This is a genomic window from Mesorhizobium sp. M1328 (assembly GCF_040318075.1).
Classification (GTDB): domain Bacteria; phylum Pseudomonadota; class Alphaproteobacteria; order Rhizobiales; family Rhizobiaceae; genus Mesorhizobium.
On sequence record NZ_JAMYLO010000007.1, the window covers coordinates 103,807 to 129,557 of the forward strand.

The 25,751-nt window shown below is 62.0% G+C and carries 19 protein-coding genes; 6 read left to right on the forward strand and 13 right to left on the reverse strand.

Annotated features, from left to right (window positions below; translation table 11 throughout):
* The 3 genes from NKH23_RS15670 to NKH23_RS15680 all read right to left on the reverse strand — a co-directional run bounded on the left by NKH23_RS15670 (position 1) and on the right by NKH23_RS15680 (position 3,793).
* A complete protein-coding gene (locus NKH23_RS15670; RefSeq protein ID WP_352914456.1) occupies positions 1-1,119 on the reverse strand; it encodes an ABC transporter permease in 1,119 nt (372 codons plus the stop codon).
* Entirely contained in the window at positions 1,112-2,035 is a 924-nt protein-coding gene (locus NKH23_RS15675; protein ID WP_292653620.1) for an ABC transporter permease subunit, read from the reverse strand. Before NKH23_RS15675 ends, NKH23_RS15670 begins: the two co-directional genes overlap by 8 nt.
* A 165-nt stretch (positions 2,036-2,200) precedes the next feature.
* A complete protein-coding gene (locus tag NKH23_RS15680; RefSeq protein ID WP_352914453.1) occupies positions 2,201-3,793 on the reverse strand; it encodes a peptide ABC transporter substrate-binding protein in 1,593 nt (530 codons plus the stop codon).
* 209 nt (positions 3,794-4,002) lie between these two features.
* Here NKH23_RS15680 and NKH23_RS15685 point away from each other — a divergent pair, with 209 nt between their 5' ends.
* Genes NKH23_RS15685 through NKH23_RS15695 form a run of 3 tightly spaced genes read left to right on the forward strand, consistent with a single transcriptional unit; the run spans position 4,003 to position 6,440 of the window.
* On the forward strand, positions 4,003-4,194 hold the full coding sequence (locus NKH23_RS15685; RefSeq protein WP_352914451.1) for a hypothetical protein: 192 nt from the start codon (positions 4,003-4,005) through the stop codon (positions 4,192-4,194).
* Positions 4,175-4,654 carry a TadE/TadG family type IV pilus assembly protein gene (locus tag NKH23_RS15690; protein ID WP_352721220.1) on the forward strand — a complete coding sequence of 160 codons (480 nt, stop codon included), beginning with the start codon at positions 4,175-4,177 and terminating at the stop codon, positions 4,652-4,654. The genes NKH23_RS15685 and NKH23_RS15690 overlap by 20 nt, the downstream gene beginning before the upstream one ends.
* A 1-nt stretch (position 4,655) precedes the next feature.
* Positions 4,656-6,440 carry a pilus assembly protein TadG-related protein gene (locus NKH23_RS15695; RefSeq protein WP_352914449.1) on the forward strand — a complete coding sequence of 595 codons (1,785 nt, stop codon included), beginning with the start codon at positions 4,656-4,658 and terminating at the stop codon, positions 6,438-6,440.
* A gap of 16 nt (positions 6,441-6,456) precedes the next feature.
* Here NKH23_RS15695 and bglA read toward each other — a convergent pair whose 3' ends face one another.
* The 10 genes from bglA to NKH23_RS15745 all read right to left on the reverse strand — a co-directional run bounded on the left by bglA (position 6,457) and on the right by NKH23_RS15745 (position 22,840).
* The gene (gene bglA / locus NKH23_RS15700) at positions 6,457-8,085 is read right to left on the reverse strand and encodes a beta-galactosidase BglA (protein ID WP_352914446.1); all 1,629 of its coding nucleotides are present in this window, start codon (positions 8,083-8,085) and stop codon (positions 6,457-6,459) included.
* Positions 8,075-10,081, reverse strand: a complete 2,007-nt coding sequence (gene glgX, locus NKH23_RS15705) for a glycogen debranching protein GlgX (RefSeq protein ID WP_352977610.1) — start codon at positions 10,079-10,081, stop codon at positions 8,075-8,077. The genes bglA and glgX overlap by 11 nt, the downstream gene beginning before the upstream one ends.
* A gap of 401 nt (positions 10,082-10,482) precedes the next feature.
* Positions 10,483-12,111, reverse strand: coding sequence for an alpha-D-glucose phosphate-specific phosphoglucomutase (locus tag NKH23_RS15710; protein WP_353025496.1), 1,629 nt, complete (start codon positions 12,109-12,111; stop codon positions 10,483-10,485).
* Between the two features lie 3 nt (positions 12,112-12,114).
* Positions 12,115-13,560 carry a glycogen synthase GlgA gene (gene glgA / locus NKH23_RS15715; RefSeq protein WP_353025497.1) on the reverse strand — a complete coding sequence of 482 codons (1,446 nt, stop codon included), beginning with the start codon at positions 13,558-13,560 and terminating at the stop codon, positions 12,115-12,117.
* Positions 13,561-13,563: 3 nt separating this feature from the next.
* The gene (gene glgC / locus NKH23_RS15720; protein WP_353025499.1) at positions 13,564-14,829 is read right to left on the reverse strand and encodes a glucose-1-phosphate adenylyltransferase; all 1,266 of its coding nucleotides are present in this window, start codon (positions 14,827-14,829) and stop codon (positions 13,564-13,566) included.
* A gap of 35 nt (positions 14,830-14,864) precedes the next feature.
* Positions 14,865-17,078: a 1,4-alpha-glucan branching protein GlgB gene (glgB, locus tag NKH23_RS15725; RefSeq protein ID WP_353025500.1), complete on the reverse strand. Its 2,214-nt coding sequence runs from the start codon at positions 17,076-17,078 to the stop codon at positions 14,865-14,867.
* Between the two features lie 145 nt (positions 17,079-17,223).
* Positions 17,224-19,692, reverse strand: a complete 2,469-nt coding sequence (locus tag NKH23_RS15730; RefSeq protein WP_353025501.1) for a glycogen/starch/alpha-glucan phosphorylase — start codon at positions 19,690-19,692, stop codon at positions 17,224-17,226.
* Between the two features lie 175 nt (positions 19,693-19,867).
* Positions 19,868-20,656, reverse strand: a complete 789-nt coding sequence (locus tag NKH23_RS15735) for an ATP-binding cassette domain-containing protein (RefSeq protein ID WP_352665846.1) — start codon at positions 20,654-20,656, stop codon at positions 19,868-19,870.
* The gene (locus NKH23_RS15740) at positions 20,653-21,735 is read right to left on the reverse strand and encodes an ABC transporter permease (protein ID WP_352721207.1); all 1,083 of its coding nucleotides are present in this window, start codon (positions 21,733-21,735) and stop codon (positions 20,653-20,655) included. Before NKH23_RS15740 ends, NKH23_RS15735 begins: the two co-directional genes overlap by 4 nt.
* Before the next feature lie 88 nt (positions 21,736-21,823).
* Complete coding sequence (locus NKH23_RS15745) at positions 21,824-22,840, reverse strand: sugar ABC transporter substrate-binding protein (protein WP_352721264.1); 1,017 nt, start codon at positions 22,838-22,840, stop codon at positions 21,824-21,826.
* Between the two features lie 229 nt (positions 22,841-23,069).
* Here NKH23_RS15745 and NKH23_RS15750 point away from each other — a divergent pair, with 229 nt between their 5' ends.
* Genes NKH23_RS15750 through NKH23_RS15760 form a run of 3 tightly spaced genes read left to right on the forward strand, consistent with a single transcriptional unit; the run spans position 23,070 to position 25,668 of the window.
* The gene (locus tag NKH23_RS15750; RefSeq protein ID WP_352977607.1) at positions 23,070-24,299 is read left to right on the forward strand and encodes an ROK family transcriptional regulator; all 1,230 of its coding nucleotides are present in this window, start codon (positions 23,070-23,072) and stop codon (positions 24,297-24,299) included.
* Positions 24,300-24,301: 2 nt separating this feature from the next.
* Positions 24,302-24,748, forward strand: a complete 447-nt coding sequence (locus tag NKH23_RS15755) for an RbsD/FucU family protein (RefSeq protein WP_023679299.1) — start codon at positions 24,302-24,304, stop codon at positions 24,746-24,748.
* A complete protein-coding gene (locus NKH23_RS15760) occupies positions 24,745-25,668 on the forward strand; it encodes a carbohydrate kinase family protein (RefSeq protein ID WP_352977603.1) in 924 nt (307 codons plus the stop codon). Before NKH23_RS15755 ends, NKH23_RS15760 begins: the two co-directional genes overlap by 4 nt.
* Positions 25,669-25,751: the final 83 nt, after the last annotated feature.

Here is a 25,751-nt window from a genome sequence, read left to right on the forward strand (position 1 = left end):
TCAACGATCCTTCGGGTCGAGCGCGTCGCGCAGCCCATCGCCGACGAAATTCAGCGCGAACAGCGTGGAGACGAGAAAGAAGGCCGGGAACAAAAGCAGCCAGTTGGCCGAGCCGATGTTCTGGGCGCCGACCGAGATCAGCACGCCCCAGCTGGTCATCGGCTCCTGGACGCCGAGCCCGAGGAACGACAAAAAACTCTCCAGGATGATGACCTGCGGCACCAGCAGCGTCATGTAGATCACCACCGGCCCGAGCAAATTGGGGATCACATGGCGCAGCAGAATGCCGCGCTGCCTGACGCCCATCGCCTCCGCCGCCTGGACATATTCTTGCCGGCGGATCGACAGCGCCTGTCCGCGCACGATGCGCGCCATGTCGAGCCACAGTACGGCGCCGACGGCCAGGAACATCAGCACGAAATTCCTGCCGAAAAACACCACCAGCATAATGACGAAGAAGATGAACGGCAAAGAATAGAGCACGTCGACGATACGCATCATCACCTCGTCGACCCTGCCGCCGGCGAGGCCGGCGGTGGCGCCGTAGAGCACGCCGATGACCACGGCCACAATGCCGGCAAGCAGGCCGATGGCCAGCGATATGCGCCCGGCCATCAGCGTTCGGGACAGGAGATCGCGGCCGGTATTGTCGGTGCCGAACAGGAAATATTGCTGCTTGATCGAGGCACTCATCACCATTTCGAGACCATCCGGCGATTTGCTCTCGATCTTTGTGTCATCAAAGGTATCGGAACGATCAAGGTAGCGAATGTTGCGGTCGTCGATCTGCTTGGACGATCTGACGGTAACGAACACACGGCTGCCCTCCTGCCGCCACTCCTTGATGTCGACGCGCATACGCCTGATCGCCTCATCGAGAGCGCCTTCGATCATGTCGGCCTTCGGATAGGCGGAGAAGCTCGGCGGCGTCCGGACATAGTCGGCATAGATGGTTGTGTATTGGTGCGGCACGAAATAGGGCCCAAACACGCTGATGACGGCGATGAAGGCAAGATAATAGAGGCTGAACATGGCCGCGCGATTGGCCTTGAGGCGCGCCCAGGCGTCACCCCACAGGGATCGGCCGACGACCGGTGCGGCAACTGCGATATCAGTCATAGCGCACCCTCGGATCGACGACCCCATAGAGGACGTCGACGATCAGGTTGAAGACAATGGTGAAGAGCGCGATGACCACCACCGTCCCCATCACCAGAGTGTAGTCGCGGTTTAGCGCGGCAACGACAAAATGGCGGCCGATGCCCGGGATAGAAAAGATGGTCTCGACGATGATCGAGCCTGTGAGAAGGGCTGCGGCTGCCGGACCGGTGAAGGAGACGATCGGCAGGATGGCGCCGCGCAGCGCATGCTTGACGACGACTGACCAGTCGGACAGGCCGAGCGCGCGCGCGGTGCGGATGTGATGCGAGTGCAGCGATTCGATCATCGAGCCGCGCATCAGGCGGGCGACGATGGCGATCTGCGGCAGAGCGAGCGTCAGCACCGGGCCGACCTTGTTGATGAGGGCTCCATCGCCCCAGCCACCGATCGGCAGCAGCTTCCAGGTCAATCCGAATACAAGCTGGATTACCGGGGCGATGACGAAGGTCGGTATGGTACTGCCGGCGGTCGCCAGCGCGATCACCGAATAGTCGGCAAGCTTGTTCTGGTTGAGCGCGGCAACAGTGCCGAGCACGCTGCCGAGGAGCAGCGCCAGAACGAGCGCCGAAGCGCCGAGTTGGATCGAGATCGGCAGGCCTTCCCTGAACAGCTCGCCGACGGTGAAATCCGGCATGTTGTAGCTGGGGCCGAAATTGCCGCGCAGAAGATTGCCTAGATAATGGAGGTACTGCAGCCAGAGCGGGTCGTTGAGGCCGAACTGGGCTTCGAGATTAGCTCTGATCTCGGGGCTCAGGCCCCGCTCCTGGTTGAACGGTCCGCCCGGTGCGACGCGTATCAGGAAGAACGCTATGGTCACGATGACGAATAGCGTCGGGATGGCGGTCAGCAGCCGCCGAAATACGTAACGCAGCATCGATGCCCCGCTTGATCCAGAGCAGCGCGCGTCCAGCTGGACGATTGCGCTCTAGCCTTCAAATCTTCGCACCGACATTGTCGAAAATCGAATCCGGTTCCCGGGCCGATGCGATGGCAAACCAGCGCCGCCGGGCATTGAGGTGCGCGGCGGCCTGGCTAAGGGTCAGTCCTTGCTGATGAAGCGGGACGGATGGATGTCCATCACATTGTCGTCGAAGCCATGCAGCTTTGAGGAAACGATGTCGTGATAGCTATAGTAGAGGATCGGAATGTTGCCGACCTCATCGACGAGGATGCGCTCGGCCTTGGCGAGTTCCTTCATACGCTCTTCGGGCTTGCCGCCGGCGGCGGCGGCCTTGTCCATGGCCTCTTCGTATTTCGGGCTGTTGTAGATGGAATAGTTGTTGCCACTGGCCTTGCGGGAGATGCCAAGGAAGGTTTCCGGATCCTTGTAATCCGCAATCCAGGCGGCACGCGCGACGTCATAGTCGCCCTTCTGCTCGAGGAACGAGTAGTGGGTCTTGGTATCGGTGTTGAGCAGGCTGACCTCGACGCCAAGCGGCTTCAGCTGTTCCTGGATGGCGACAGCGGTGTTCTTGTGGTTTTCCGAGGTGTTGTAGCGGATTTCCATCTTCAACGGATGCTCGGGCGTATAGCCGAGCTTTTCCAGGATTTTCTTGGCTTCATCCTCGCGGTCGATCTGCGACATGTCGGCGTATTTGGCCAGTGCCGGCGTGTAGCCCTCGATGCCCGGAGGCACCATAGAATAGCCGGGCAGCATCGAATTCTGCCAGACTTTTTCGGCGAGGAAGTCGCGATCGATCGCCATCGAGATGGCGTTGCGCAGTTCGACATTGTCCCACGGCGCCTTGTCGGTCTTGATCGCATAATAGTAGGTGCCGAGATATGGCCCGACACGGACCTGGTCGCCGAATTTGGCCCTGAGGTCGGCGAGCTGTTCGGTCGGCAGGTCACCGTAACTGTCGAGTTCGCCGGCCTCGAAGCGCTTCATCGCCGACGAGCGATCCTCGGTCGGGATGTAGTTGACCACGTCGAACTTGACGCTCGCGGCGTCCCAGAATTTCGGATTCTTGACCAGCTTCAGATGGTCGTTGGGAATCCACTCCGCCGCTGTAAAGGCCCCGTTGGAGACCAGCTTGCCTGCCTTGATCCAGTCGGCGCCAAGCTTTTCGATAGACGCCTTATTAACCGGATAGGTCGCCTGATGGGTCAGCATCTCCAGGAAGTAAGGCGTTGGCGCCTTGAGCGTGACTTCGAGGGTATTTGCGTCAATCGCCTTGACGCCCATTTCCTCCGGCTTGCCCTTCTTGGTGTTGACTTCCTCGGCACCCTTCACTGGATAGAGCATGGAAGCGTATTCGGCAGCGGTGGCCGGATCTTCCAGCCGACGGAACGAATAAACGAAGTCGTCCGGCGTCACCGGGCTGCCATCCGACCAGAGGCCGTCCTTGCGCAACTTGAAGGTGTAGACAGTGCCGTCGTCGGACACCGTCCAGCTTTCGGCGGCGCCCGGAATGAGATTCGTCTTCTGGTCATGCATGACGAGGCCCTGGAACAGGTCGCGTATGATATCGGCTTCGTAGACCGTCGAGGTCTTGTGCGGATCGAGCGTCTCCGCTTCGGCGGCGGCTCCGCGGTTGTAGACGGTTTCGGCGAAAGCCGGCGTGTAGAACGTACCGGCGGCCAAGACCATGGTCGTGGCGAGTACCGTCGCCTTCAGCACATGTTTCAGCATGGAGTTCTCCCTAATGACGTCGCCCTTCAGCCACGTCTCTAAGTGTTGACGCCCCGAAACCGATTGATTGGTTCCTTTCGAGCGCGCAGCCGGTTCCCTTTCCGGCAGCTGGTGGCCAAACAGTAACGTGGAGATTTTTTATTTCAACAGACTCTCGGGGTCACCCAAAGTAAGGGGGCCGGGGCAGTCGCTTTGCGAGCGGCCAATCAATGATCGAAACCATGAGTTTGGCTGGGTTTCCTGGCCAGAACGCCGATCTGGGAAATAATCTGGCCGATCATTTCAGTTTACCGGAATGTATTAATTGGTTCTTAGGCAACCAAGGGTTACAAATTTCGATGGGTTCGGCAGATCGACCTTATGGTCCAACGGGCAAGGGCAATGAACAAGATAGACAGTAATACTGTCGCATTAAAGCGTAAAATATCGCGCCAAATAAGGACAAATCTACGCAAAATTGGAGATGAGTCGGGAACTTCCGCGGTCGAATTCGCCCTGCTTTCACCGGTCTTTATCCTGCTCATACTCGGAATGGTTGCATATGGTATCTATTTTGGTGCAAGCAACTCCTTGCAGCAGATCGCCGCCGATGCCGCCCGCACTGCAATTGCCGGATTGAATCAAACCGAGCGCCAGGCGCTGGTGGCCGGTTTCGTCAAAAACAATGCCAGTGGATACCCGTTCGTCGATTCCGGCAAGCTGACCTATCAGGCGACGGACAGCACGGCCGACGGAAATCAGTTCGTCGTGTCGATCCAGTACGATGCCAGCAACCTGCCGATCTGGAACCTGTTACCAAGCGTTGCAATGCCCCAAACCACGATCTCACGCAGGTCTACCATAAGGATTGGAGGCATTTGAAATGTCGCAGTTCTTGCTGAGGGGCATCGGCCGGATCGCTGGCTCGATGGTTGGCGACGAGAAGGCGAACTTTGCCGTCATGACGGCGCTGATAGCGCCATTCGCGCTGGGGCTGGCGGCCTTCGCTGTCGACGAAGGTTCGATCTACACGGAGCGCAGGGAAGCCCAGGCGATGACCGATCTGGCGGCGATCACCGCGGCGTCGAACATCAACAATATGGAAGCCGCGGCGGTAACCACGCTCAGTGACAACCGAATGCCCGGCATCATTGTTCAAAAGCCAGGTGAGACAATCGTTCCCACGGTTGGGAAAACCGTCGTGTCCGTCACCGGCGGCCGATACTCAGCGGCGTCCTCCGTCGAAGTCGACAAGCGCTTCGAAGCCGGTAAAACGCCTTACAACGCCGTTCGCGTCACTCTCCAAAAAATCCCCGCCCGGTATTTCGCCAGTTCGCTCATCCCTACCCCGGTTGTCGGCACCGAAGCCATTGCCAGCGTGACCCCGCAAGCGATGTTCTCGGTCGGGTCCAGGTTGCTCAGCGTCAATGGCGGCATCCTCAACGCGCTTCTCAGCAAGCTGCTGGGCGCCAACATCTCGCTCAGCGTCATGGACTACAACGCGCTGATCTCGGCCGATGTCAACGTGCTTTCGTTCGTCGATGCCCTTGCCGTACAGTTGCAACTAACAGGTGTCAGCTATTCCGACGTGCTGGCGTCAAAAGCGACGGTAGGCCAGATCGCGACCGCCATGGCCAATGCGTCCGGGTCGGGCAGCGCCAGCAAACTTGTGCTGCAGACGATCGCATCCAGGGCCACCAACGCGGTCAAGATACCCCTCAGTCATCTTATCGATCTTGGCTCGATCGGTAGGCTCGGCCTCGGACAAAAGTCTCCCGGCTTTTCCGTCGACGCAAGCGCGATGGGCATGCTGGGTGCCGCCGCCTCGCTGGCCAATGGCTCAAACCAGGTCCAGGTCGATCTCGGCGCCACTATTCCGGGACTTACCTCCACCACGCTCGCCATCGCTATCGGTGAACCGATGCAATATTCACCCTGGCTGGCCGTCGGGGAAAAAGGCACCGTGGTGCGCACCGCGCAGACGCGCATCAAGCTGGTCACCACAGTCGGCATCGGCAATTCCAGTCTCGGCGGCGGCATCAGTCTGCTGTCCGTCAACCTGCCTCTGCATGTCGAAGTCGCCTATGCGGAAGCCAAGCTAACCGACATCAGCTGCCCGACGGGCCGGCCGGATAGCATCAAGGTCTCGATCGCCGCGCAGCCCGGTGTGGCCTCGCTGCACCTTGCCGCCAGCGACGCCGACAACAACCCATCGGCCTTCGCCGATTTCAGCAATCCGCAATCGTTCTCCGATGCCACGATTGCACAGGTAAGCGTGAAGCTTCTGCTGCTCACCCTCAATCTGCTCGATGTGAAGGGTTCTTCATCACTTGCCATCACCAACAACGATCCGACCACATTGACCTTCGACAGCACCGATATCGCCAACAAGACGATAAAAACTGTCGCCACAAAAAACCTGACGCAATCACTCACGACATCGCTGGTCAGCGGCCTCTCGCTCTCGGTCAATGCACTGGGCCTCGGGCTGGACGTGACGGCCCTGCTCGGAACGGTTAAGCCGGCGGTGGTAACGGTTCTGAACGGCGTGACGGCGCCGGTCGACGCACTGGTCTATAACGTGCTTGCGGCGCTTGGTGTGCATGTCGGCGAGGCCGATGTCCGGGTTGTCGGCGCGACTTGCGGGCGCTCTGTGCTTGTTCAATGAGATGATGAAATAGAGATCAGCCGATCCGGCCGAGGAAGCAGCCTAGCGGCGACAGCGACAGAGTTCTTTCCTGCAAGACCCCGTCAGCACCGCCAAGATCTATCGGTTCTATCGCATCCAGATCTGGCGGCAATTGCCAGTCGGCCAACTCGTCGGCGAAATTGAAGACGCAGAGCAGCTTTTCGTCACCGCCTTCTCGAACGAAAGCAAGGACGTCGCCTTCGGCATCGAGGAACCGGATCGAGCCTCGAACCAGCGCCGGATGCTGCTTGCGCAAGGCCAGCATCGCCCGGTAGCTCGCCAGGACGGAGGTTTGCTCGCCGTACTGGACGTCGACCGCCCGGGCGCGATGGCTTGCCGGGATTGGAAGCCACGGCTTGCCGGTCGAAAAGCCGGCATTGTCGACGCTAGCCTCCCAGACCATCGGCGTTCGGCACCCATCCCGCCCCTTGATTGCCGGCCAGAAGCGGACGCCGAAAGGATCGCGCAAATCCTCGAAGGCCAGTTCGGCCTCCTCCAGCCCGAGCTCCTCGCCCTGGTAGAGGCAGATTGATCCGCGCAGGCAGGAAAGCAGCACAATCGAGAATTTCGCCAGCTTGTCCGGCGCGCCGCCCTGCCTTGCCCAGCGGCTGACATGGCGCACGACATCGTGGTTGGAAAATGCCCAGCAAACCCAGCCGTCGAACACCGTACTCTCGAAGGCCTCGACACAGCCACGCACATGCGCCGCCGAGAATTGCGGGCCGAGCAGGTCGAAGGTGTAGGACATTTGGAGCTTGTCGCCACCGCCGGTATAGGCGGCGAGTGTCTGCAACGAACGGGTTTCGTCGCCAATCTCGCCGACCGCGGCGCGGCCTTCATATTCGTCAAGCAAGGCCCGGAAGCGCCTGAGGAAAGCCAGGTTTTCCGGCTGGCTCTTGTCGAACAGATGCTCCTGGTAAAGATAGGTGCTGGTTGCCGTATTGACGCCGGCGACGCTTTCCGCCAAAGGCGGGTTGCTGCGCAGCCAGCGGTCGTGGACATAGTAGTTGACCGTGTCCAGCCGAAACCCGTCGACGCCGCGCTCGAGCCAGAACCGCACCGTTTCCAGCAAGGCGTCCTGCACCTGCGGATTGTGGAAATTAAGGTCCGGCTGCGAGGCGAGGAAATTGTGGAGGTAATATTGCCTGCGCGTTGCGTCCCATTCCCAGGCCGGGCCCCCGAAAAGCGACAGCCAGTTGTTAGGGGCGGTGCCGTCGGGCTTCGCATCGGCCCAGACGTACCAGTCGGCCTTGGGGTTGTCGCGGCTCGTGCGGCTTTCGACGAACCATTCGTGCCGATCCGACGAATGCGACAAGACCTGGTCGATGATCACCTTCAGGCCGAGTCGATGCGCCTCTGCAATCAGCGCGTCGAAATCCTCTGATGTGCCGAACATCGGATCGACGGCGCAGTAATCCGAAACGTCGTAGCCCACGTCGGCCATTGGCGACTTGAAGAAAGGCGACAGCCAAACTGCGTCGACACCAAGCGATGCGACATGGGCCAGCCTCGAGGTGATGCCGTTGAGATCGCCGCTGCCGTCGCCTGTCGTGTCCTGGAAGGAACGCGGGTAGATCTGGTAGATGACGCAGCCGCGCCACCATTCGGCATTGTCAGCCATCATGGCTCTCCTCTGCGCCCGCCTGCGCGGTCCTGCGTTCGATCATGAATATGACCGTTCGCCCAGGCACCGGCCGTGAGATATCGCCACTATCCGTTTCGATGGCTGGGCGCCAATGAAAACCCGCCCGTTCCGGCAGCGTGAACATGCAGGCCCGGCGGTCGCCATTGATGATCACTGCAAGACGACTGTCCCGATCGCTAGCGAGAACCATGACCAGCCGGTGCCGCGTGGCATCGTGCCAGGCTGCCTCGTCGAGCGTCACGCCGGTTTCAGTCAGCCAGGCAACGTCTGGCATTTCCGAGCCGGCCGCTGGCTCGCCGGTGAGAAAGCTTGCGTCCAAAAGCGCCGGCACGGCACGACGCATCTTGGCGAGCAGAACGGTGTACTGCTCAAGCGCCTGGTCGCGCCCGGCCCAGTCGAGCCAGGTGATGTCATTGTCCTGCGCGTAGGCGTTGTTGTTGCCGCGTTGCGTGCGGCCGAACTCGTCGCCGGCCGTCAGCATGATCGTGCCGCGCGAGGCAAAGAGCGTCGCCAGCAGCGCGCGCTGGTCATCGAAACGGGCCGTAACGATTGCGCGGTCGTCGGCCTTGCCCTCGACGCCATTGTTCCAGGACAGGTTGTCGTCGTGACCATCGCGGTTCTGTTCGCCATTGGCCTCGTTGTGCTTGTGCTCATAGGCAACGATATCGGCCAGCGTCATGCCGTCATGCGCAGCGATGAAATTGACGCTGCGGCTCGTTGTCTGGCCTGCTTTGGAAAAGACGTCGGACGAACCGGCAAGCCGCGTCGCCAGCGCGCCGATCATGCCGCCGTCGCCGCGCCAGAAGCGGCGGATATCGTCACGGTATCTGTCGTTCCATTCGAGGAAGGGCGGCGGAAAATTGCCGAGCTGATAGCCATCCGGTCCGATGTCCCAGGGCTCGGCGACCAGCACCCGGTCGCCAAGAACAGGGTCGTTGCGAATGGCGTTCAGCAGCGGCGCATCAGCGTCGAAAACGCCGTCGACGCGGCCGAGGATCAGCGCCAGATCAAAGCGGAATCCGTCGACACCGGCGTGCTGGGCAAAGTGACGAAGTGCGTCGAGGACCATTTCCCGGACGACGGGATGATCGCAGGCGAGCGTATTGCCGGTTCCGGTGTCATTGACCAGAGCGCCGTCGGCCTCGTGCCCGTAGTAGGCGCGGTTGTCGAGCCCGCGCAGCGACAATGTCGGGCCGAGCCGGTCGCTTTCGCCGGTGTGGTTGAACACCAGGTCGAGGATGGCGCCGATGCCGGCCTCACGCAGCGCGGCAACCGTGGCGCGCAACTCGGCCAGACCGCCGGGCGCCAGTCGCGGATCGAGCGCCATGAAGGTCACGGGATTATAACCCCAGGCGTTGCGCAGACCGAGCGGCGGTAAATGCCGTTCGTCGATCGATGCAGTCACCGGCATCAACTCAATGGCTGCGACGCCGAGTTTTTGCAGATGCTCGACAACAAGGGGATGAGCGAGCGCTGCAATGGTGCCGCGTTGCTTCTCGGGAATGTCCGGATGCAGCTTTGTGAAGGCGCGTACCGGCACTTCGTAGATGAGGCCGCCGGACCGAAACAGAGGCGGCAAGGCAGGCAAGGGTTCCGGCAAGGCGCCAGCAATGGCCTTCGGCATCAGCGACGCCGTGTCGGCCGCCTCGCCCCGGCGCGCGGCCAGCCGGCCGTCATAGGCATAGGGCCTGTCGATCTCGACGGCATAGGGATCGGCCAGCAGCTTGTCGGGATCGAACCAGAGACCGTGTTCCGGCGCGTAGTCGCCGTCGGCGCGGAACCCGTATCGGGTGCCGGCGGCGAGACCGGCAACAAAAAGCGTATGCACGCCGTCGCCCTCGGGCTGGAGTTCAAGCCGGTCGATCTCGCGGTTGCCGCGCTCGTCGAAGATCGAGACCCAGATGCGCCGAGCCGACGAGGACCATGCGGCGAAGCGGATACCTTCCTTGGTGATGGTTGCGCCGAGCTGGCTCACGCGGACCAACCTTGTTGTTGAGCAGCGCAAAGGTTCGGGATTGGCCGAGCAGGCCTCTCCAACTTCGTCATCCCTGGGCGAAGCAGGAGCGAAGCTTCGTCGCGAAGACCCTTGGATCCATGCCGTGGCCTCGGCCGAAGTGCACGGCCGAACAGAATTCTGCACCGTGGCATCGCTCTGGAGTCATGGCATGGATCCTGGGGTCTGCGCCGCGTCGCTTCGCTCCTTGCTTCGCCCCAGGATGAGGAAACGACAGGTGTTGTGGTCGATCTCCAAGGCATTCGATCCGCCAGCGCAAGCACATCCGACCTGTCAAATATCTGCGTCGCGAAAGCAGCACCCCGATCGGCAATACGGTCCAACCCTCCTGATAAGCGCGAGGACAAAGTTGGATGCCAAGCTCACGTAATCACGCTCGGCTTGGCGCGACCGGTATGGCTGCGAATCCCGGCAATGTCGTCGGCGGCCGCAATCAGGTCGGCAAGCGCCTCCTGGGTGTCGAGATCGTGGCGGCTGTTGTCCGGCTCGTAGCGCTCCACATAAAGACGTAGCGTCGCGCCCGAGGTGCCGGTGCCTGACAGGCGGAAGACGACGCGTGAGCCGCCTTCGAACAACACCCTGATGCCCTGGTTCTTGCTGACCGAGCCGTCAACCGGATCGTGATAGGCGAAATCATCGGCGCTGGCGATCGTCATGCCGCGCACGCTGGTGCCAGGCAGCGAGCCAAGCTTGGCGCGCAGCTCGTCGACAAGCGCGTTGGCGCGATCGGTCTCGACCTCCTCGTAGTCGTGGCGCGAATAGTAGTTACGGCCATAGGCCGCCCAATGCTGGGTGACGATCTGCTTGGCGCTTTCGCCGCGCACGGCAAGGATGTTGAGCCACAAAAGCACGGCCCACAGGCCGTCCTTTTCGCGGACATGGTTGGAGCCGGTCCCGGCACTCTCCTCGCCGCAGATCGTTGCCATGCCGGCATCGAGCAAATTGCCGAAAAACTTCCAGCCGGTTGGCGTCTCGTAGATGCCGATGCCGAGCTTTTCGGCGACGCGGTCGGCAGCACCGCTGGTCGGCATCGAACGGGCGATGCCTTTCAGCCCGGCCTTGTAGCCCGGAGCCAGATGGGCATTGGCAGCGAGCATCGCCACCGAATCCGACGGGGTGATGAAAATGCCCTTGCCGATGATCAGGTTGCGGTCGCCGTCGCCGTCGGAGGCAGCGCCAAAGTCTGGCGCATCCGGCCCCATCATCTCGTCGTAGAGGTGTTTTGCATGCACCAGATTGGGATCGGGATGGTGGCCGCCGAAATCCGGCAGCGGGATAAAATTGCGGGCGGTGCCGTTCGGCGCACCGAGCCGGTTTTCGAGGATCTCCTTGGCGTAGGGGCCGGTCACCGCATGCATGGCATCGAAGCGCATGCGGAAGCCCGATTTGAACAGCGCCCGCAAGGCATCGAAATCGAACAGGCTTTCCATCAGTTCGGCATAGTCGGTGACCGGATCGATGATTTCGACGGTCATATCAGCCGCCTTGACCGTGCCGATCGTGTCGATGTCGACCGGCCCGATATCGGCGATCTTGAAGCTTGAAATCGCCTTGGTTTTTTCGAAGATCGCGTCGGTCAGCTTTTCCGGCGCCGGGCCGCCATTGCCGGCATTGTACTTGATCCCGAAATCCTCATGTGGGCCACCCGGATTGTGGCTGGCCGACAAGATGATGCCGCCGAAGGTCTTGTATTTGCGGATGACATGCGAAGCGGCCGGCGTCGACAAGATGCCGCCCTGCCCGACCATCACCTTGCCGAAGCCGTTTGCCGCGGCCATGGCGATGGCCTTCTGGATGACCTCGCGGTTATAGAAGCGGCCGTCGCCGCCGATCACCAGGGTTTTGCCCTCGAACCCGTCCAGCGCATCGAAGATCGACTGGATGAAGTTCTCGGCATAGTGCTCCTGCTGGAACACCGGGACTTTCTTGCGCAGCCCGGAGGTGCCGGGTTTCTGGTCAGGATAGGGTTTGGTGGCGATAGTGCGGATCATCAGTCAGGCAGCCCTTTTCGAAAGCAGCAAGCGATAGAGTTGGACATATTTTTCGGCGCTTTTGTCCCACGACACGTCGGCCTTCATGCCTTGCCGCTGCATCGACGTCCACACTGCGGGATTGGCATGCGCCTCGACAAGGCGGCGGACGGCGTGCAGCAAGGCGCCGGCATTGGCGGGGGCAAACTGGAAACCGGTCGCAACGCCGGCCGAGATGGCGGCTTCGTTGGCATCGATGATCGTGTCGGCAAGGCCGCCGGTGCGGGCGACGACCGGCACGCAGCCATAGCGCAGGCCGTAGAGCTGCGTCAGCCCGCAAGGTTCGAAGCGCGACGGGATGATGATGGCGTCGCAGCCGCCCTGCATGGTGTGGGAGAGCCCCTCGTCATAGCCGACGACGACGCCGATGCGACCGCGATGGCGAGCTGCGGCGGCAAGCAACGCGCCTTCCAGCCCAGCGTCGCCAGACCCAAGGATTGCCAGCCGTGCACCTGCCGCGACAATGCCGTCGACGGCCGCCGCCAATATGTCCATGCCCTTTTGCCAGGTCAGCCGGCTGACGACGCAGACGATCGGGCTGTCATCGCGATCGAGGCTGAAACGGTCCTCGACTGCGGCCTTGTTGGGCATTCGCGCCTTAAGCGTCTTTGCCGTGTAGTTGGAGACCAGATGCGTGTCGGTTTCCGGGTTCCAGATCTCGGTGTCGATGCCGTTGACGATGCCATGGAGATCGACGGAGCGCATGTTGATCAGGCCGTCTAGGCCCATGCCGAATTCGGGCAAGCGGATTTCCTGCGCATAGGTCGGGCTGACCGTGGTGATCGCCCAGGCGGCCTGCAGGCCGGCCTTGAGGAAGCCGACGCCGCCATAATATTCGACGCCGTCGAGCGCCATCGCCCCCGCCGGCAGGCCAAGCTCGCCAAAGATGCCGGCGCCGAACTGGCCCTGGAAGGCGAGGTTGTGCACGGTGATCATCGACGGCGTGCCGACCGCCTTGCCGTAGCGCATGTAGGCGAGCGTCATTGCCGACTGCCAGTCATGGGCATGGACGATATCGGGCAGGTAGCCCGAGATCGCGCCGCCGGCAATGTCACCGCCTACCTGGCTTAAGGCCGCGAACCGCCGCCAATTGTCCGGCCAATCGGCGCCGGTCGCGTTGCCGTATGGGCCGCCGGGGCGGTCGAAAAGATGCGGCGCGTCAAGCACGAACAGGTCGAGCCCGGCGATCTGGACGGCATGCACCGAGGCCTTCCCACCCTGCAGCAATGAATATTGCTGAACCGCCTTCTTTTTCCTGAAGGCTCCCATCACCTGAGGATAGCCGGGGACGAGCGTGCGCATGGTGACGCCGTTGCCGGCCAATGCCACGGGCAAGGCGCCAGTCACGTCGGCGAGCCCTCCGGTCTTGACCAGCGGAAAGATCTCGGGCGCCACCGACAGAACCTGCATGCACTACGATCCCAGCCTGTTGATCATGTCCTGCGTGACGAGGCAGATGCCTTTTTCCGAAACGCGGAAACGCTTGGCGTCGAGGATGGGATCCTCGCCGACCACCAGCCCCTCCGGGATCGTGACGCCGTGATCGATGACCACGCGCTTCAGCCTGGCGTTGCGGCCGACATGGACGTCGGGCAGCATGACGACCTCCTCCAGCGTCGAATAGGAATTGATGCGTGCGCCGGTGAAGATCAGGCTTCGCTTCAGCGACGCGCCCGAAACGATGCAATCGCCCGACACGAGAGACGACACGGCCGACCCGCGGCGGCCATCCTCGTCATGCACGAACTTTGCCGGCGGCTTCAATTCGGCATAGGTCCAGATCGGCCAGTCGCGGTCGTAGAGGTCGAGTTCCGGCGTGATGTCGGTCAGGTCGATATTGGCTTCCCAATAGGCGTCGACCGTGCCGACGTCGCGCCAATAGGCCTCGTTCTCGGCGGTCGAGCGCACGCAGGATTTGGCAAAACGATGGGCAATCGCCTTCCCGTGCTCGACGATGTAGGGGATGATGTCCTTGCCGAAGTCGCGGCTCGAGCCGGGCTCCGCCGCATCGCGACGCAATTGCTCCATCAGGAACTTGGTCTTGAAGACATAGATGCCCATCGAGGCCAGCGCGAAATCCGGCTTGTCGGGAATGCCCGGCGGATCGGCCGGCTTTTCGATGAAGGAGATGATGGTATCCTTGGTGTCGACATGCATGACGCCGAAGCCGGTGGCTTCCATGCGCGGCACTTCGAGGCAGCCGACGGTGACGTCGGCGCCAGCGTCGACATGCTGGCGCAGCATCAGCTCATAATCCATCTTGTAGACGTGGTCGCCGGCCAGGATGACCATGTATTCCGGCCCATAGGCCTCGATGATGTCGATGTTCTGGTACACGGCATCGGCTGTGCCCTCATACCATTGCGTTTCCGACACACGCTGGCTGGCCGGCAGGATATCGAAGCTCTCATTGCGCTCGGGCCGCAGGAAGTTCCAGCCGCGCTGCAGGTGCCGGATCAGCGAATGCGCCTTGTACTGGGTGGCGACGCCGAGGCGGCGGATACCGGAATTGAGCGCATTGGAGAGCGCGAAATCGATGATGCGGGTCTTGCCGCCGAAATAGACCGCCGGCTTGGCGCGGCGGTCGGTCAGTTCCTTGAGCCGGCTGCCACGGCCGCCGGCCAGCACATAAGCCATGGCGTCGCGTGCCAGCGGCTGTGTTCGTTTTATTTCAGCCATTCCTATCCTCCCAGGTTAGATGCTCCAGACATAGCTCAGTCCGGGACGAATTCGAGCATGATCGTCGACAGCGGCGGCAAAAGCATCGTCGCCGAAATGCCTCCTCCTTCCGCCCGAGCCTCGACGCCGCCGCTATTGCCCTTGCCGGAACCGCCATAATCCGTGGCATCGGTGTTGATGATTTCGCGCCATTTTCCGGCCTGCGGCAACGGCACGCGGTAATTGTCGCGCGGCACCGGCGTGAAGTTGGAAATGACGGCGACCGGATTGCCGCCCGGCGCGCTGCGTAGCCAGGCAAATACCGAGTTCGCGCTGTCGTCGACGATCAGCCAGGAAAAGCCCTCCGGCTCGCAGTCGCGGGCATGCAGCGCCGGGCGCGAGCGGTAGAGATAGTTGAGGTCGCGCACCGTCTGCCAGACGCCGCGATGGAGCCGGAAATCGAGCAGGTTCCAGTCGAGCGCGCGCGCCTCGCTCCACTCGCGGCGTTGTGCGAACTCCTGGCCCATGAACAACAGCTTCTTGCCGGGATAGCCCCACATGAAGGCGTAGTAGGCGCGCAGCGTCGCGAATTTCTGCCAGTCGTCGCCGGCCATCTTGTTGAGCAGCGTGCCCTTGCCGTGCACCACTTCGTCATGGGACAGCGGCAGCACGAAATTCTCGCTGAAGGCATAGACCAGGCCGAAGGTGATGTCGTTGTGGTGATGCTTGCGGAAGATCGGCTCCTTGGAGAAATATTCCAAAGTGTCGTGCATGAAGCCCATGTTCCATTTGAAACCGAAGCCCAGTCCGCCTTCATGCACCGGCTGCGAGACTTTCGGCCACGAGGTCGATTCTTCGGCGATGGTCATCACACCCGGATGGTGGCCGTAGACCTCCTTGTTCATACGCTGCAGGAAGCTGACCGCTTCGAGATTCTCGCGCCCGCCCTTCTCGTTGGGAATCCATTCACCGGCCTTGCGCGAATAATCGAGATAAAGCATCGAGGCGACCGCATCGACGCGCAGTCCGTCGACGTGATATTTCTCGGCCCAGAACAGCGCATTGTTGACCAGGAACGAGATCACTTCGCGGCGCCCGAAATTATAGATCGCGGTGTTCCAGTCGGGATGGAAGCCCTTGCGCGGATCGGCATGTTCGTAGAGCGCGGTACCGTCGAACTTTGCCAGACCGTGTTCGTCAACCGGGAAATGTGCCGGCACCCAGTCGAGGATGACGCCGATGCCTGCACGGTGGGCGCCGTCGACGAAACGGGCAAAACCGTCCGGATCGCCAAAGCGTGCAGTCGGCGCATAGAGACCCGTCGTCTGGTAGCCCCAGGACGGGTCATAAGGATGTTCGGAGATCGGCATGAATTCGATGTGGGTAAAACCGGTCTCGACCACGTAAGGGATCAGCCTGTCGGCGAGCTCGTCCCACGACAGGAAGCTGCCGTCGTCGTGAAGCCGCCATGACCCGGCATGGACCTCGTAGATCGATACGGCTTCGCGCCTGTGGTCGGCATTGCGCCAGTAGTTCCGATGCGCCTCGTCGCCCCATTCGTGCGCCGGCGGCAGCGCCGTCACCGAGGCGGTGGCCGGGCGCAGTTCGGACTTGAAGGCGAACGGATCTGCCTTGAGCGGCAATCTCACGCCATCCGGCCCGATGATCTCGTATTTATAAGGGCGGCCAGCGCCGATGTCGGGAATGAACAGCTCCCAGATGCCGGTATCGCGGCGGTCGCGCATGGTGTGCCTGCGGCCGTCCCACTCGTTGAAGTCGCCGACCACCGAGACGCGCCTTGCATTGGGCGCCCACACCGCAAAATGCACGCCCGATGCACCTTCATGGTCGATGAGATGGGCGCCGAGCTTGTCGAACAGCCTGAGATGCGACCCTTCGGCGATGTAATAGTCGTCCAGCGGGCCGAGCACGGGGCCGAAGGAATATGGATCGGTCAGCCACCAGTCACCGCCGGAATTCCTGGCATGATAGCGCAGCGGCTGGCGTTTGCGCAGCGACAGTCTGCCTTCGAAGAAGCCGCGGTCGTCGCGTCTCGACAGCTCGCCGGCCTTCTTGCCGGTCAGCGTATAGGCGGTGACGAACTCGGCATGAGGGACGAAGCAGCGGGCGACAAAGCCCTTCCCCGCCTCATGCACGCCGAGCACGGCGAACGGGTCGCCATGCGTGCCGGCGACAATCGCCGCGACATCGCCGGCTGGCGCCAATCCGTCCGGCCCGCTTGTCGCAACGGTCGCGCGCGGCTTGCTCATCAGGCAGTGTCCCTCCTCGGGCACCAAGTGTGTGTTTCTAGTGAAGTTTTGAATTCGACAGTCGCAGGCCGCCTGACCTTCCAAGGGATGCGAAGGTCAAATCACTCCACTAGGGCCACATTGTTCCTGGTCTCATGCAATCACATCAGGCGGGCACGTGCCAGATGTCTTTCGCATATTGGCGGATCGTGCGGTCGGACGAGAACCAGCCGACGCGGGCGACATTGCGGATCGCTCTGGCGTACCAGTCCGGGCTGTTGCGCCAGACGGCATCGACGTCGCGCTGGGTGGCGGCGTAGGCATCGAAATCCGCAGCGACCATGAACCAGTCGCTCTGGTAAAGGCCGTTGATCAGGTCGCGATAACGGTCCGGATCGTCAGGCGAAAAGACCCCGGACGAAACCGCGGCAAGCGCCTGCGCCAATTCAGGCGATCCCTCGATTAGGACGCGCGGATCGTAACCATTGTTGCGCCGCTCGGCGACTTCCTCTGTGGTCAGGCCGAAGATGAAGATGTTGTCGTCGCCGACGCATTCCTTGATCTCGACGTTGGCGCCGTCGAGCGTGCCGATGGTCAGCGCGCCGTTCAACGCGAACTTCATGTTGCCGGTGCCGGACGCTTCCATGCCGGCGGTCGATATCTGCTCCGAAAGATCGGCGGCCGGCATCATGATCTCGGCAAGGCTGACATTGTAGTTCGGCACGAACACCACTTTCAGCAAACCGCGCACCGCCGGGTCGCGGTTGATGACCCGGGCGACGTCGTTGGCAAGTTTGATGATCAGCTTGGCGTTGTGATAGCTGGGCGCCGCCTTGCCGCCGAAGAATTTGACGCGGGGCATCCAGTCGCGCTCCGGATGCGAGCGGATCTGGTCGTAAAGCGCGACCGCTTCGAGAATGTTCAAGAGCTGGCGCTTGTATTCGTGGATGCGCTTGACCTGGATGTCGAACAGCGCCGAGGGGTCGACCTTGATACCGAGCCGGTCGGCAACGAGATTGGCAAGCCTCGTCTTGTTCGCCCGTTTGACAGCGGCGAACTTATCGCGGAAGGCGGCGTCCTCGGCGAAAGGATCAAGCCGCTTTATCTCGTTGATGTCGTCGAGGAAACCGTCGCCGATCGCCTCTCGGGTGAGTGCCGTGAGGCCGGGATTGCACTGTATCAGCCAGCGCCGCGGCGTGATCCCGTTGGTCTTGTTGTTGATGCGGTCCGGGTAGAGCCTGTGGAGGTCGGCAAACACCGTCTCCTTCATCAATTCCGTATGCAATGCCGAGACGCCGTTGATCGAGTGCGAGCCGACAAAGGCCAGGTTGCCCATGCGCACGCGGCGATCGCCATTTTCCTGGATCAGCGAGATGCGGCTGATCTGCTCGTCCGAGAACTGGTCGGAGGCGCGTGCCTCGAGCAGCACCTCGGCGTTGATAGCATAGACGATCTGCATGTGGCGCGGCAACAGCCGCTCGAACAGCGGCACGGGCCAGCTTTCTAGCGCTTCGGGAAGCAGCGTGTGGTTGGTGTAGCCGAAGGTGCGCTTGGTGATGCTCCAGGCCTGGTCGAAATCCATGCCGTGGACATCCATCAACAGGCGCATCAGCTCGGCTACGGCGATCGCCGGATGGGTGTCGTTGAGATGGATCGCCGCCTTGTCGGGCAGCGATTGCAGGTCGCCATACTGGCTGAGATGACGCTGGACGATGTCCTGCAGCGAGGCGGTGGAGAAGAAATACTCCTGCCTGAGCCGCAACTCCTGGCCCGCCTTGTGGGAATCGGCCGGGTAAAGGACGCGCGACAACGCATCTGCCTTGTTGCTTTCGGCGAGCGCACCGATGTGATCGCCGGCGTTGAACTTGTCGAGCAGGATCGGGTCGACCGGCATGCCGGACCACAGACGCAGCGTGTTGACGCGGTTGGCCCGCCAGCCGACAACCGGCGTATCATAGGCGACTGCCAGAACATGTTCGGTCGGTTTCCAGACGTGGCGCTCGAGCCGGCCGTCCTTCGAGGTGACCGATTCCACCGAGCCGCCGAAGCCGACCTCGAAGGAGCGTTCGCGGCGCTCGAACTCCCAGGGGTTGCCGTGATCGAGCCATGTTTCGGGCAGTTCCACCTGCCAGCCGTCATGGATCTCCTGCCGGAACATGCCGTTGGCGTAGCGGATGCCGTAGCCATGCGCGGGGATATCGACGGTAGCCATACTTTCCATGAAGCAGGCGGCGAGCCGGCCAAGACCGCCATTGCCAAGGGCAGCATCTGGTTCGAGCGCGGCAATGATGTCGAGGTCGACGCCAAGCGACGACAGCGCCTCGCGCATGTTGTCCATCAGTCCGAGATTGGAGAAGGCATCGCGCATCAGGCGGCCGATGAGGAATTCCAGCGACAGGTAATAGACGCGCTTTTCCTGCTGGGCGTAGGCCTCTTGGGTCGCCTGCATCCAGTGATCGACGATGCGGTCGCGCACAACCTTGATCGAGGCGGTGAGCCAGTCGTACTGGGTTGCAACGTTGGTGCCCTTGCCGACCCTGTATTTGAGGGCCTGCAAGACTTCCTCGGCGAGCGTCTTGGGATCCGGGTTTTCGAGCGTGGGCAGAGGAGCTTCGGTTGTCATCGCGCGCGTCATGCTGCCTCTCGTGACGTTGCCAGGATCATGCGGCTTTCACCATCTCTGCCAATGCTAATGCATCTCACCGAATGTTCAATCGATTCAGGCGACCGCAAGCCGGGTTGCCCTGCGGCAATTTGGTATTTTGAAACAGCGCATTTTGGCCCCTCGGCGATGGGCCTCAAATTCTTGCTCAAGCCGCCAGCGCCGCTTCTGGCGGCACCTTGGCGCCGGTCATGAAGGCGACCGCGTCGGACATCGTATACTGCTTCGGATCGATGACGCACAGGCGACGGCCGAGCCGGTGAATGTGGATGCGGTCCGCCACCTCGAAGACATGCGGCATGTTGTGTGAAATCAGCACGATCGGCAGGCCCCGCTTCTTCACGTCGAGGATCAATTCGAGCACGCGCCGGCTCTCCTTCACACCAAGTGCCGCCGTCGGCTCATCCATGATCACCACCCGGCTGCCGAAGGCGGCGGCGCGCGCCACCGCCACACCTTGACGCTGGCCGCCCGAGAGCGTTTCCACCGCCTGGCTGATGTTCTGGATGGTCATCAGGCCAAGCTCGGTGAGCTTGTCGCGGGCACGCTTTTCCATCGCCGGACGGTCGAGCATGCGCAGCCAGCTGCCAAGAAAGCCCGGCTTGCGGATCTCGCGGCCGAGGAACATGTTGTCGGCGATGGACAGCGCCGGCGACAGAGCCAGGTTCTGATAGACCGTCTCGATGCCGGCCTCGCGGGCCTCCATCGGCGATTTGAAGGCAATAGGCTTGCCTTCAAGCCGGATCTCGCCTTCGTCAGGGGTGACGGCTCCGGAAATCGCCTTGATAAGCGACGACTTGCCGGCGCCGTTGTCGCCGATGACAGCAAGGATTTCGCCCGGATAGAGGTCGAAGTCTGCGCTGTCGAGAGCGGTGACGCGGCCGTAGCGCTTGACCAGGCTGCGGGCGGTAAGGATCGGTTCCTGAGTCTGGTTCATGCCGAGATCTTCCTGATCCACTGGTCGATACCAACAGCGATGATGATAAGGGCGCCGACGGACAATTGCGTCCATTGGGGATCTGTCCCCCAAAGCCTGAGGCCGAGCGCGAACACCCCGACGATCAGCGCACCGAAGATGGTCCCGAGGATGGAACCGCGGCCGCCGAACAGCGATGTGCCGCCAATCACCACGGCGGTAATCGAATTGATGTTCTCGAACTGCCCAGCCTGCGGCGAGACCGATCCGATACGTCCGATCAAGGCCCAGCCGGCGATGGCACAAATGATGCCAGTCAGCGTATAGACCGTGACCAGCATCCGGCTGACGCGCACCCCCGACAGTTCCGCGGCTTCCGGGTCGTCGCCGACTGCGTAGACATGCCGGCCCCATGCCGTGTGATTGAGCACGTACCAGGCAATTGCCCCCATGATCAGCACCAACAGCACGCCATAGGTGAAAACGGCGCCGCCGATCCTGAACGAGCCGCCGAAAAACTGCAGCAGCGGTGCCGTCGCCTCGAGATCCTGGCTGCGGATGGTCTCGTTGCCGGAATAGATGAAGTTGATGGCAGCGTAGATCGACCAGGTGCCGAGCGTCACGATGAAGGGCGGCAGTTTCACCCAGGCGATGAGAATGCCGTTGATCAAGCCGCAAATCGCGCCGACAAGCAGCCCGACGGCAACGGCGACCGGCGCTGGAACACCGTAATGCATGGCAAACTGGCCCATAACAACCGAGCTCAGCACCATGATGGCGCCGACTGACAGGTCGATGCCGGCGGTGAGCACCACCAGTGTCTGCGCGATGCCGACCATGCCGGTTATCGCCACCTGCTGGAGGATCAGGGTGAGGGTGAAGGGAGAAAAGAAGCGGCCACCGACGACGACTGCGAACAGAACCACCGAGATGAGCAGGATGATCAGCGGCACCATGGCGGGGCTTTTGTGCAAGCGGTGCTGGATGCTCTCCAATGTCGAGCGGGAATGCGTCTCGAATGAAGCGACGCTGGCGTCGCTGGCGGCCAGGACCGTCTCGAATTCCTGCGGTCCCTTGCTCTTGGTTGTTTCGACGCTCAAGTCGGCCTCCCCGCCTGTGATGTGGAGCGGCCGAAACCGCTCCACATTCTCTATTGTTGTTTGAAGTTGAGCCGATCAGGGGATCAAATCAACCCCAGCACTTGCTGAGGCCTTGCTTCGTGTCGATGGATTCGATGCCGGCGGCAGGCTTGTCGGTGATCAGCGTGACGCCGGTGTTGTAGAAATCCAGACCGGGCGACGGCTCCGGCTTCTTGCCGGTGTCGGCAAAGGTCTTGATCGCTTCGATGCCGAGCGAGGCCATGAGCAGTGGATATTGTTGTGAAGTGGCGCCGATCACGCCCTCGGCAACGTTCTTGACACCGGGGCAGCCGCCATCGACCGAGACAATCAGGACGTCCTTCTCCTTGCCGACGGCCTTCAGCGCCTGGTAGGCGCCCGCGGCCGCAGGTTCGTTGATGGTGTAGACGACGTTGATATCCGGATCCTTCTGCAGGCAATTCTCCATGGCAGTATGCCCGCCATCCTCATTGCCGCTCGACAGATCATGACAGACGTTGCGTGCGTCGGTTTCGTCGCCGATCTTCTTGGGATCGCCGAGGTCGATGCCGAAGCCCTTCATGAAGCCCTGATCACGCTGCACGTCGACGGAGGGCTGGCTGGCGATCAGATCCATATAAGCGATGTGCGCGTCCTTGGCCTTGTCGCCCAAGGTAGCCTTTGCCCAGGAGCCGATAAGCTCGCCGGCCTTGAAATTATCGGTCGCAAACGTCGCATCCGCGGCGTTGGCAGGCTCGAGCTGCGTGTCGAGAGCGATCACCAGCACCCCTGCATCGCGCGCCTTCTTCACCGCCGGCACAATGGCCGCAGTGTCGGTGGCGGTGATCAAAATGCCCTTGGCGCCGTCGGCGATGCAGGATTCGATCGCCGCAACCTGGCCCTCATTGTCACCTTCCGCCTTGCCGGCATAGGCTTTCAGATCGACACCGATTTCCTTGGCTTTCGCGGCGGCACCTTCCTTCATCTTGACAAAGAAAGGATTGGTGTCGGTCTTGGTGATCAAGCAGGCGCCGACCCCGGCGGCCGATGCCGTCGAAGCAAAGGCCATCAGGCTCAGTCCGGCCGCGGCAAACACGGTGGATTTCAACAGTTTTGACGTGGTCACGATTTTCCTCCCATGGAACCATTTAGGATGCCGGCCAACCGGCATCTGCAGCGCGTCCGACGAAATCTCCCAGTGTCGGCGCCGACCTCAAGAGACACCAGTCCGCCAGCACTGTCAATAATTAAATCACTCTTATTTATTATTGACAACGCTGGATTGTTCACTCACTCTAGACCAAAAGCATTGAGGGGAAACGACGGGAGGAACAGGGGTGGAGACCGGCATTACGAGGCACGGCTCGCCCGATGCGGCCGAAAGCCGTCTGCACCGCGGCACCAATCAAAGTGGCATGCGGGACCACAATGAGCGGCTGGTGCTGTCGCTGGTGCGACAGCATGGCAGCCTGGCCAAATCCGACATTGCACGCATGACCGGCCTTTCGGCGCAGACAGTGTCAGTCATCATGCGCGAGCTGGAGGAGGACGATCTGCTCGTCCGCCAGGCGCCGTTGCGCGGCAAGATCGGCCAGCCCTCGATACCCATGGCGCTCAATCCCGACGGCGCCTATTTCATCGGCCTGAAGATCGGCCGCCGCAGCGCCGAGCTGGTGCTGATTGATTTCCTCGGCAATGTGCGCTCGATGCTGCAGCATTCCTACCGCTACCCTGCCCCGCGCGAGACGGTGGAATTCGTCACAAGCGGCATGAAGAAGATGCGCGGCGAACTCACCCCTGCGCAGGATAAACGCATCGCCGGGCTTGGCATCGCCATGCCGTTCGAGTTGTGGAACTGGGCCGACACCGCCGGCGCGCCGCGTGAAATCATGGACGAATGGCGCCACCGCGACATCCGCGCCGACATCCAGGCGCAATGCGAATTTCCAGTCTATCTGCAGAACGACGCCACCTCGGCCTGCGGCGCCGAGCTCGTGTTCGGCCAGGCGGCGGGTGCGGCACGCGATTTCGTCTATTTCTATATCGGCGCCTTTGCCGGCGGCGGCATCGTGCTCAATGGCCGGCTTTTTGGCGGCCCAACCGGCAATGCCGGCGCGCTGGGCTCGATGCCGGTGCCCGGGCCGGACGGCAAGCCGACCCAGCTGATCGACGTGGCGTCGATCGCCATGCTGGAAAAGGCGCTCAACGCGCGCGGCGTCGAGGCCTCGCATCTGTGGACCTCACCGCAGGACTGGGGCGAGATCGGCGCCGAGCTCGACGACTGGATCACCAGCGCCTCGCAGGCACTCGCCTATGCCATCGTTGCGGCGTCCTCTGTCATCGATTTCGAAGCCGCGGTGATCGACGGATGGATGCCGCTCGCCGTGCGCCGCCGGCTCGTCGGCGCCGTCATCGAAGCTATCGGCAGGATCGACGGCGAAGGCCTGAGGCTGCCGGGCGTTCGCGAGGGAACGGTCGGCATCCATGCGCGAGCGCTAGGTGGCGCCAGCCTGCCGCTATCGGAGCGCTTTCTCATCAGCTCGACCACGATTTCCCGGAGCTTCTGAGCATGCTGATCGGCATCCCGGCGCTGCTCGGCCCGGAGCTTCTGGCGATATTGCGCGCCATGGGCCATGGCGACGAGATCGCCCTTGTCGACGGCAACTACCCGGCCGAGCAGCAGGCACAGCGGCTGATCCGCGCCGACGGTCACCATCTCGTCCCGGTGCTGGATGCCGTATTGAGCGTGTTGCCGGTCGATGACGCCGTGCCGCAGGCGCTGTTTCGCGCCTCGGCCAAAGGCGATCCCCTGCTCGCCGATCCGGTTCACCACGAGATGGAAGCGATCTGCGCCAGGCGTGCGCCGGGCCGCAAGGTGGTTGCGCTTGCCGGCGCCGACTTCTATGCACGGGTCAAGGCCGCGCACGCGATCGTCGCGACGAGCGAGCCGCGGCTTTATGCCAACATCATCATCCGCAAGGGCGTGATCTATCCGCCGGAAAGCAAGACTTCATGATCCTCTGCTGCGGCGAAGCCCTGATCGACATGCTGCCCCGCACCACGACGGAGGGCGAGCCGGCCTTTGCGCCCTATGTCGGCGGTGCCGTCTTCAACTCGGCAATTGCGCTTGGCCGGCTCGGCGCGCCCGCTGCCTTCTTCTCCGGCCTGTCGTCGGATCTGTTCGGGGGCCAGCTCAGGGAGGCGCTGGGGGCCAGCAAGGTCAGTTCCACCTATGCACACACCTCGCCGCGGCCGACTACGCTCGCCTTCGTGCGCCTCACCAACGGCCAGGCGACCTACACATTCTATGACGAGAACACCGCCGGGCGCATGCTGACCATCGAGGACCTGCCGGAACTCGGCAGCGAGATCGAGGCGATGCTGTTTGGCGCCATCAGCCTGATCTCGGAACCGGCCGGGTCGGCCTATGAGGAGTTCATGCGACGCGAGCACGAGCGCCGCGTGATGATGCTCGACCCCAACATCCGGCCAAACTTCATTCCCGACAAGGCCAGGCACCTCAGGCGCATCCGCAACATGATGGCGATGGCCGACGTCGTGAAACTGTCGGACGAGGATCTGAACTGGTTCGGCGAAGCCGGCTCGCATGAGGACGTGGTCCGGAACTGGCTGGACCGCGGTCCGAAGCTGATCGTCGTCACCCATGGCAGCGAGGGCGCGGTCGGTTACAGTAGCCAGCACCGGGTCACCGTCGTACCGGACAAGGTCGAGGTGGTCGATACGGTCGGCGCCGGCGACACATTCAACGCCGGCATCCTTGCTTCCTTGCACGAACAGGGTCTGCTGTCGAAGACGGCAATCGCCAGCCTGCCGGAAGATGCCATCCAAAAGGCGCTGACGCTCGGCGCCAAGGCCGCAGCGGTGACGGTATCGCGGGCCGGCGCCAATCCACCATGGCGGCATGAACTCGCTTGACCGGCTGGTGCGCAGCCCATGGACTGCTCACCGGCGATCACTTTATGTTTCGCCCAGCCTGGCGGGCGGGATGCGAAGCCTGT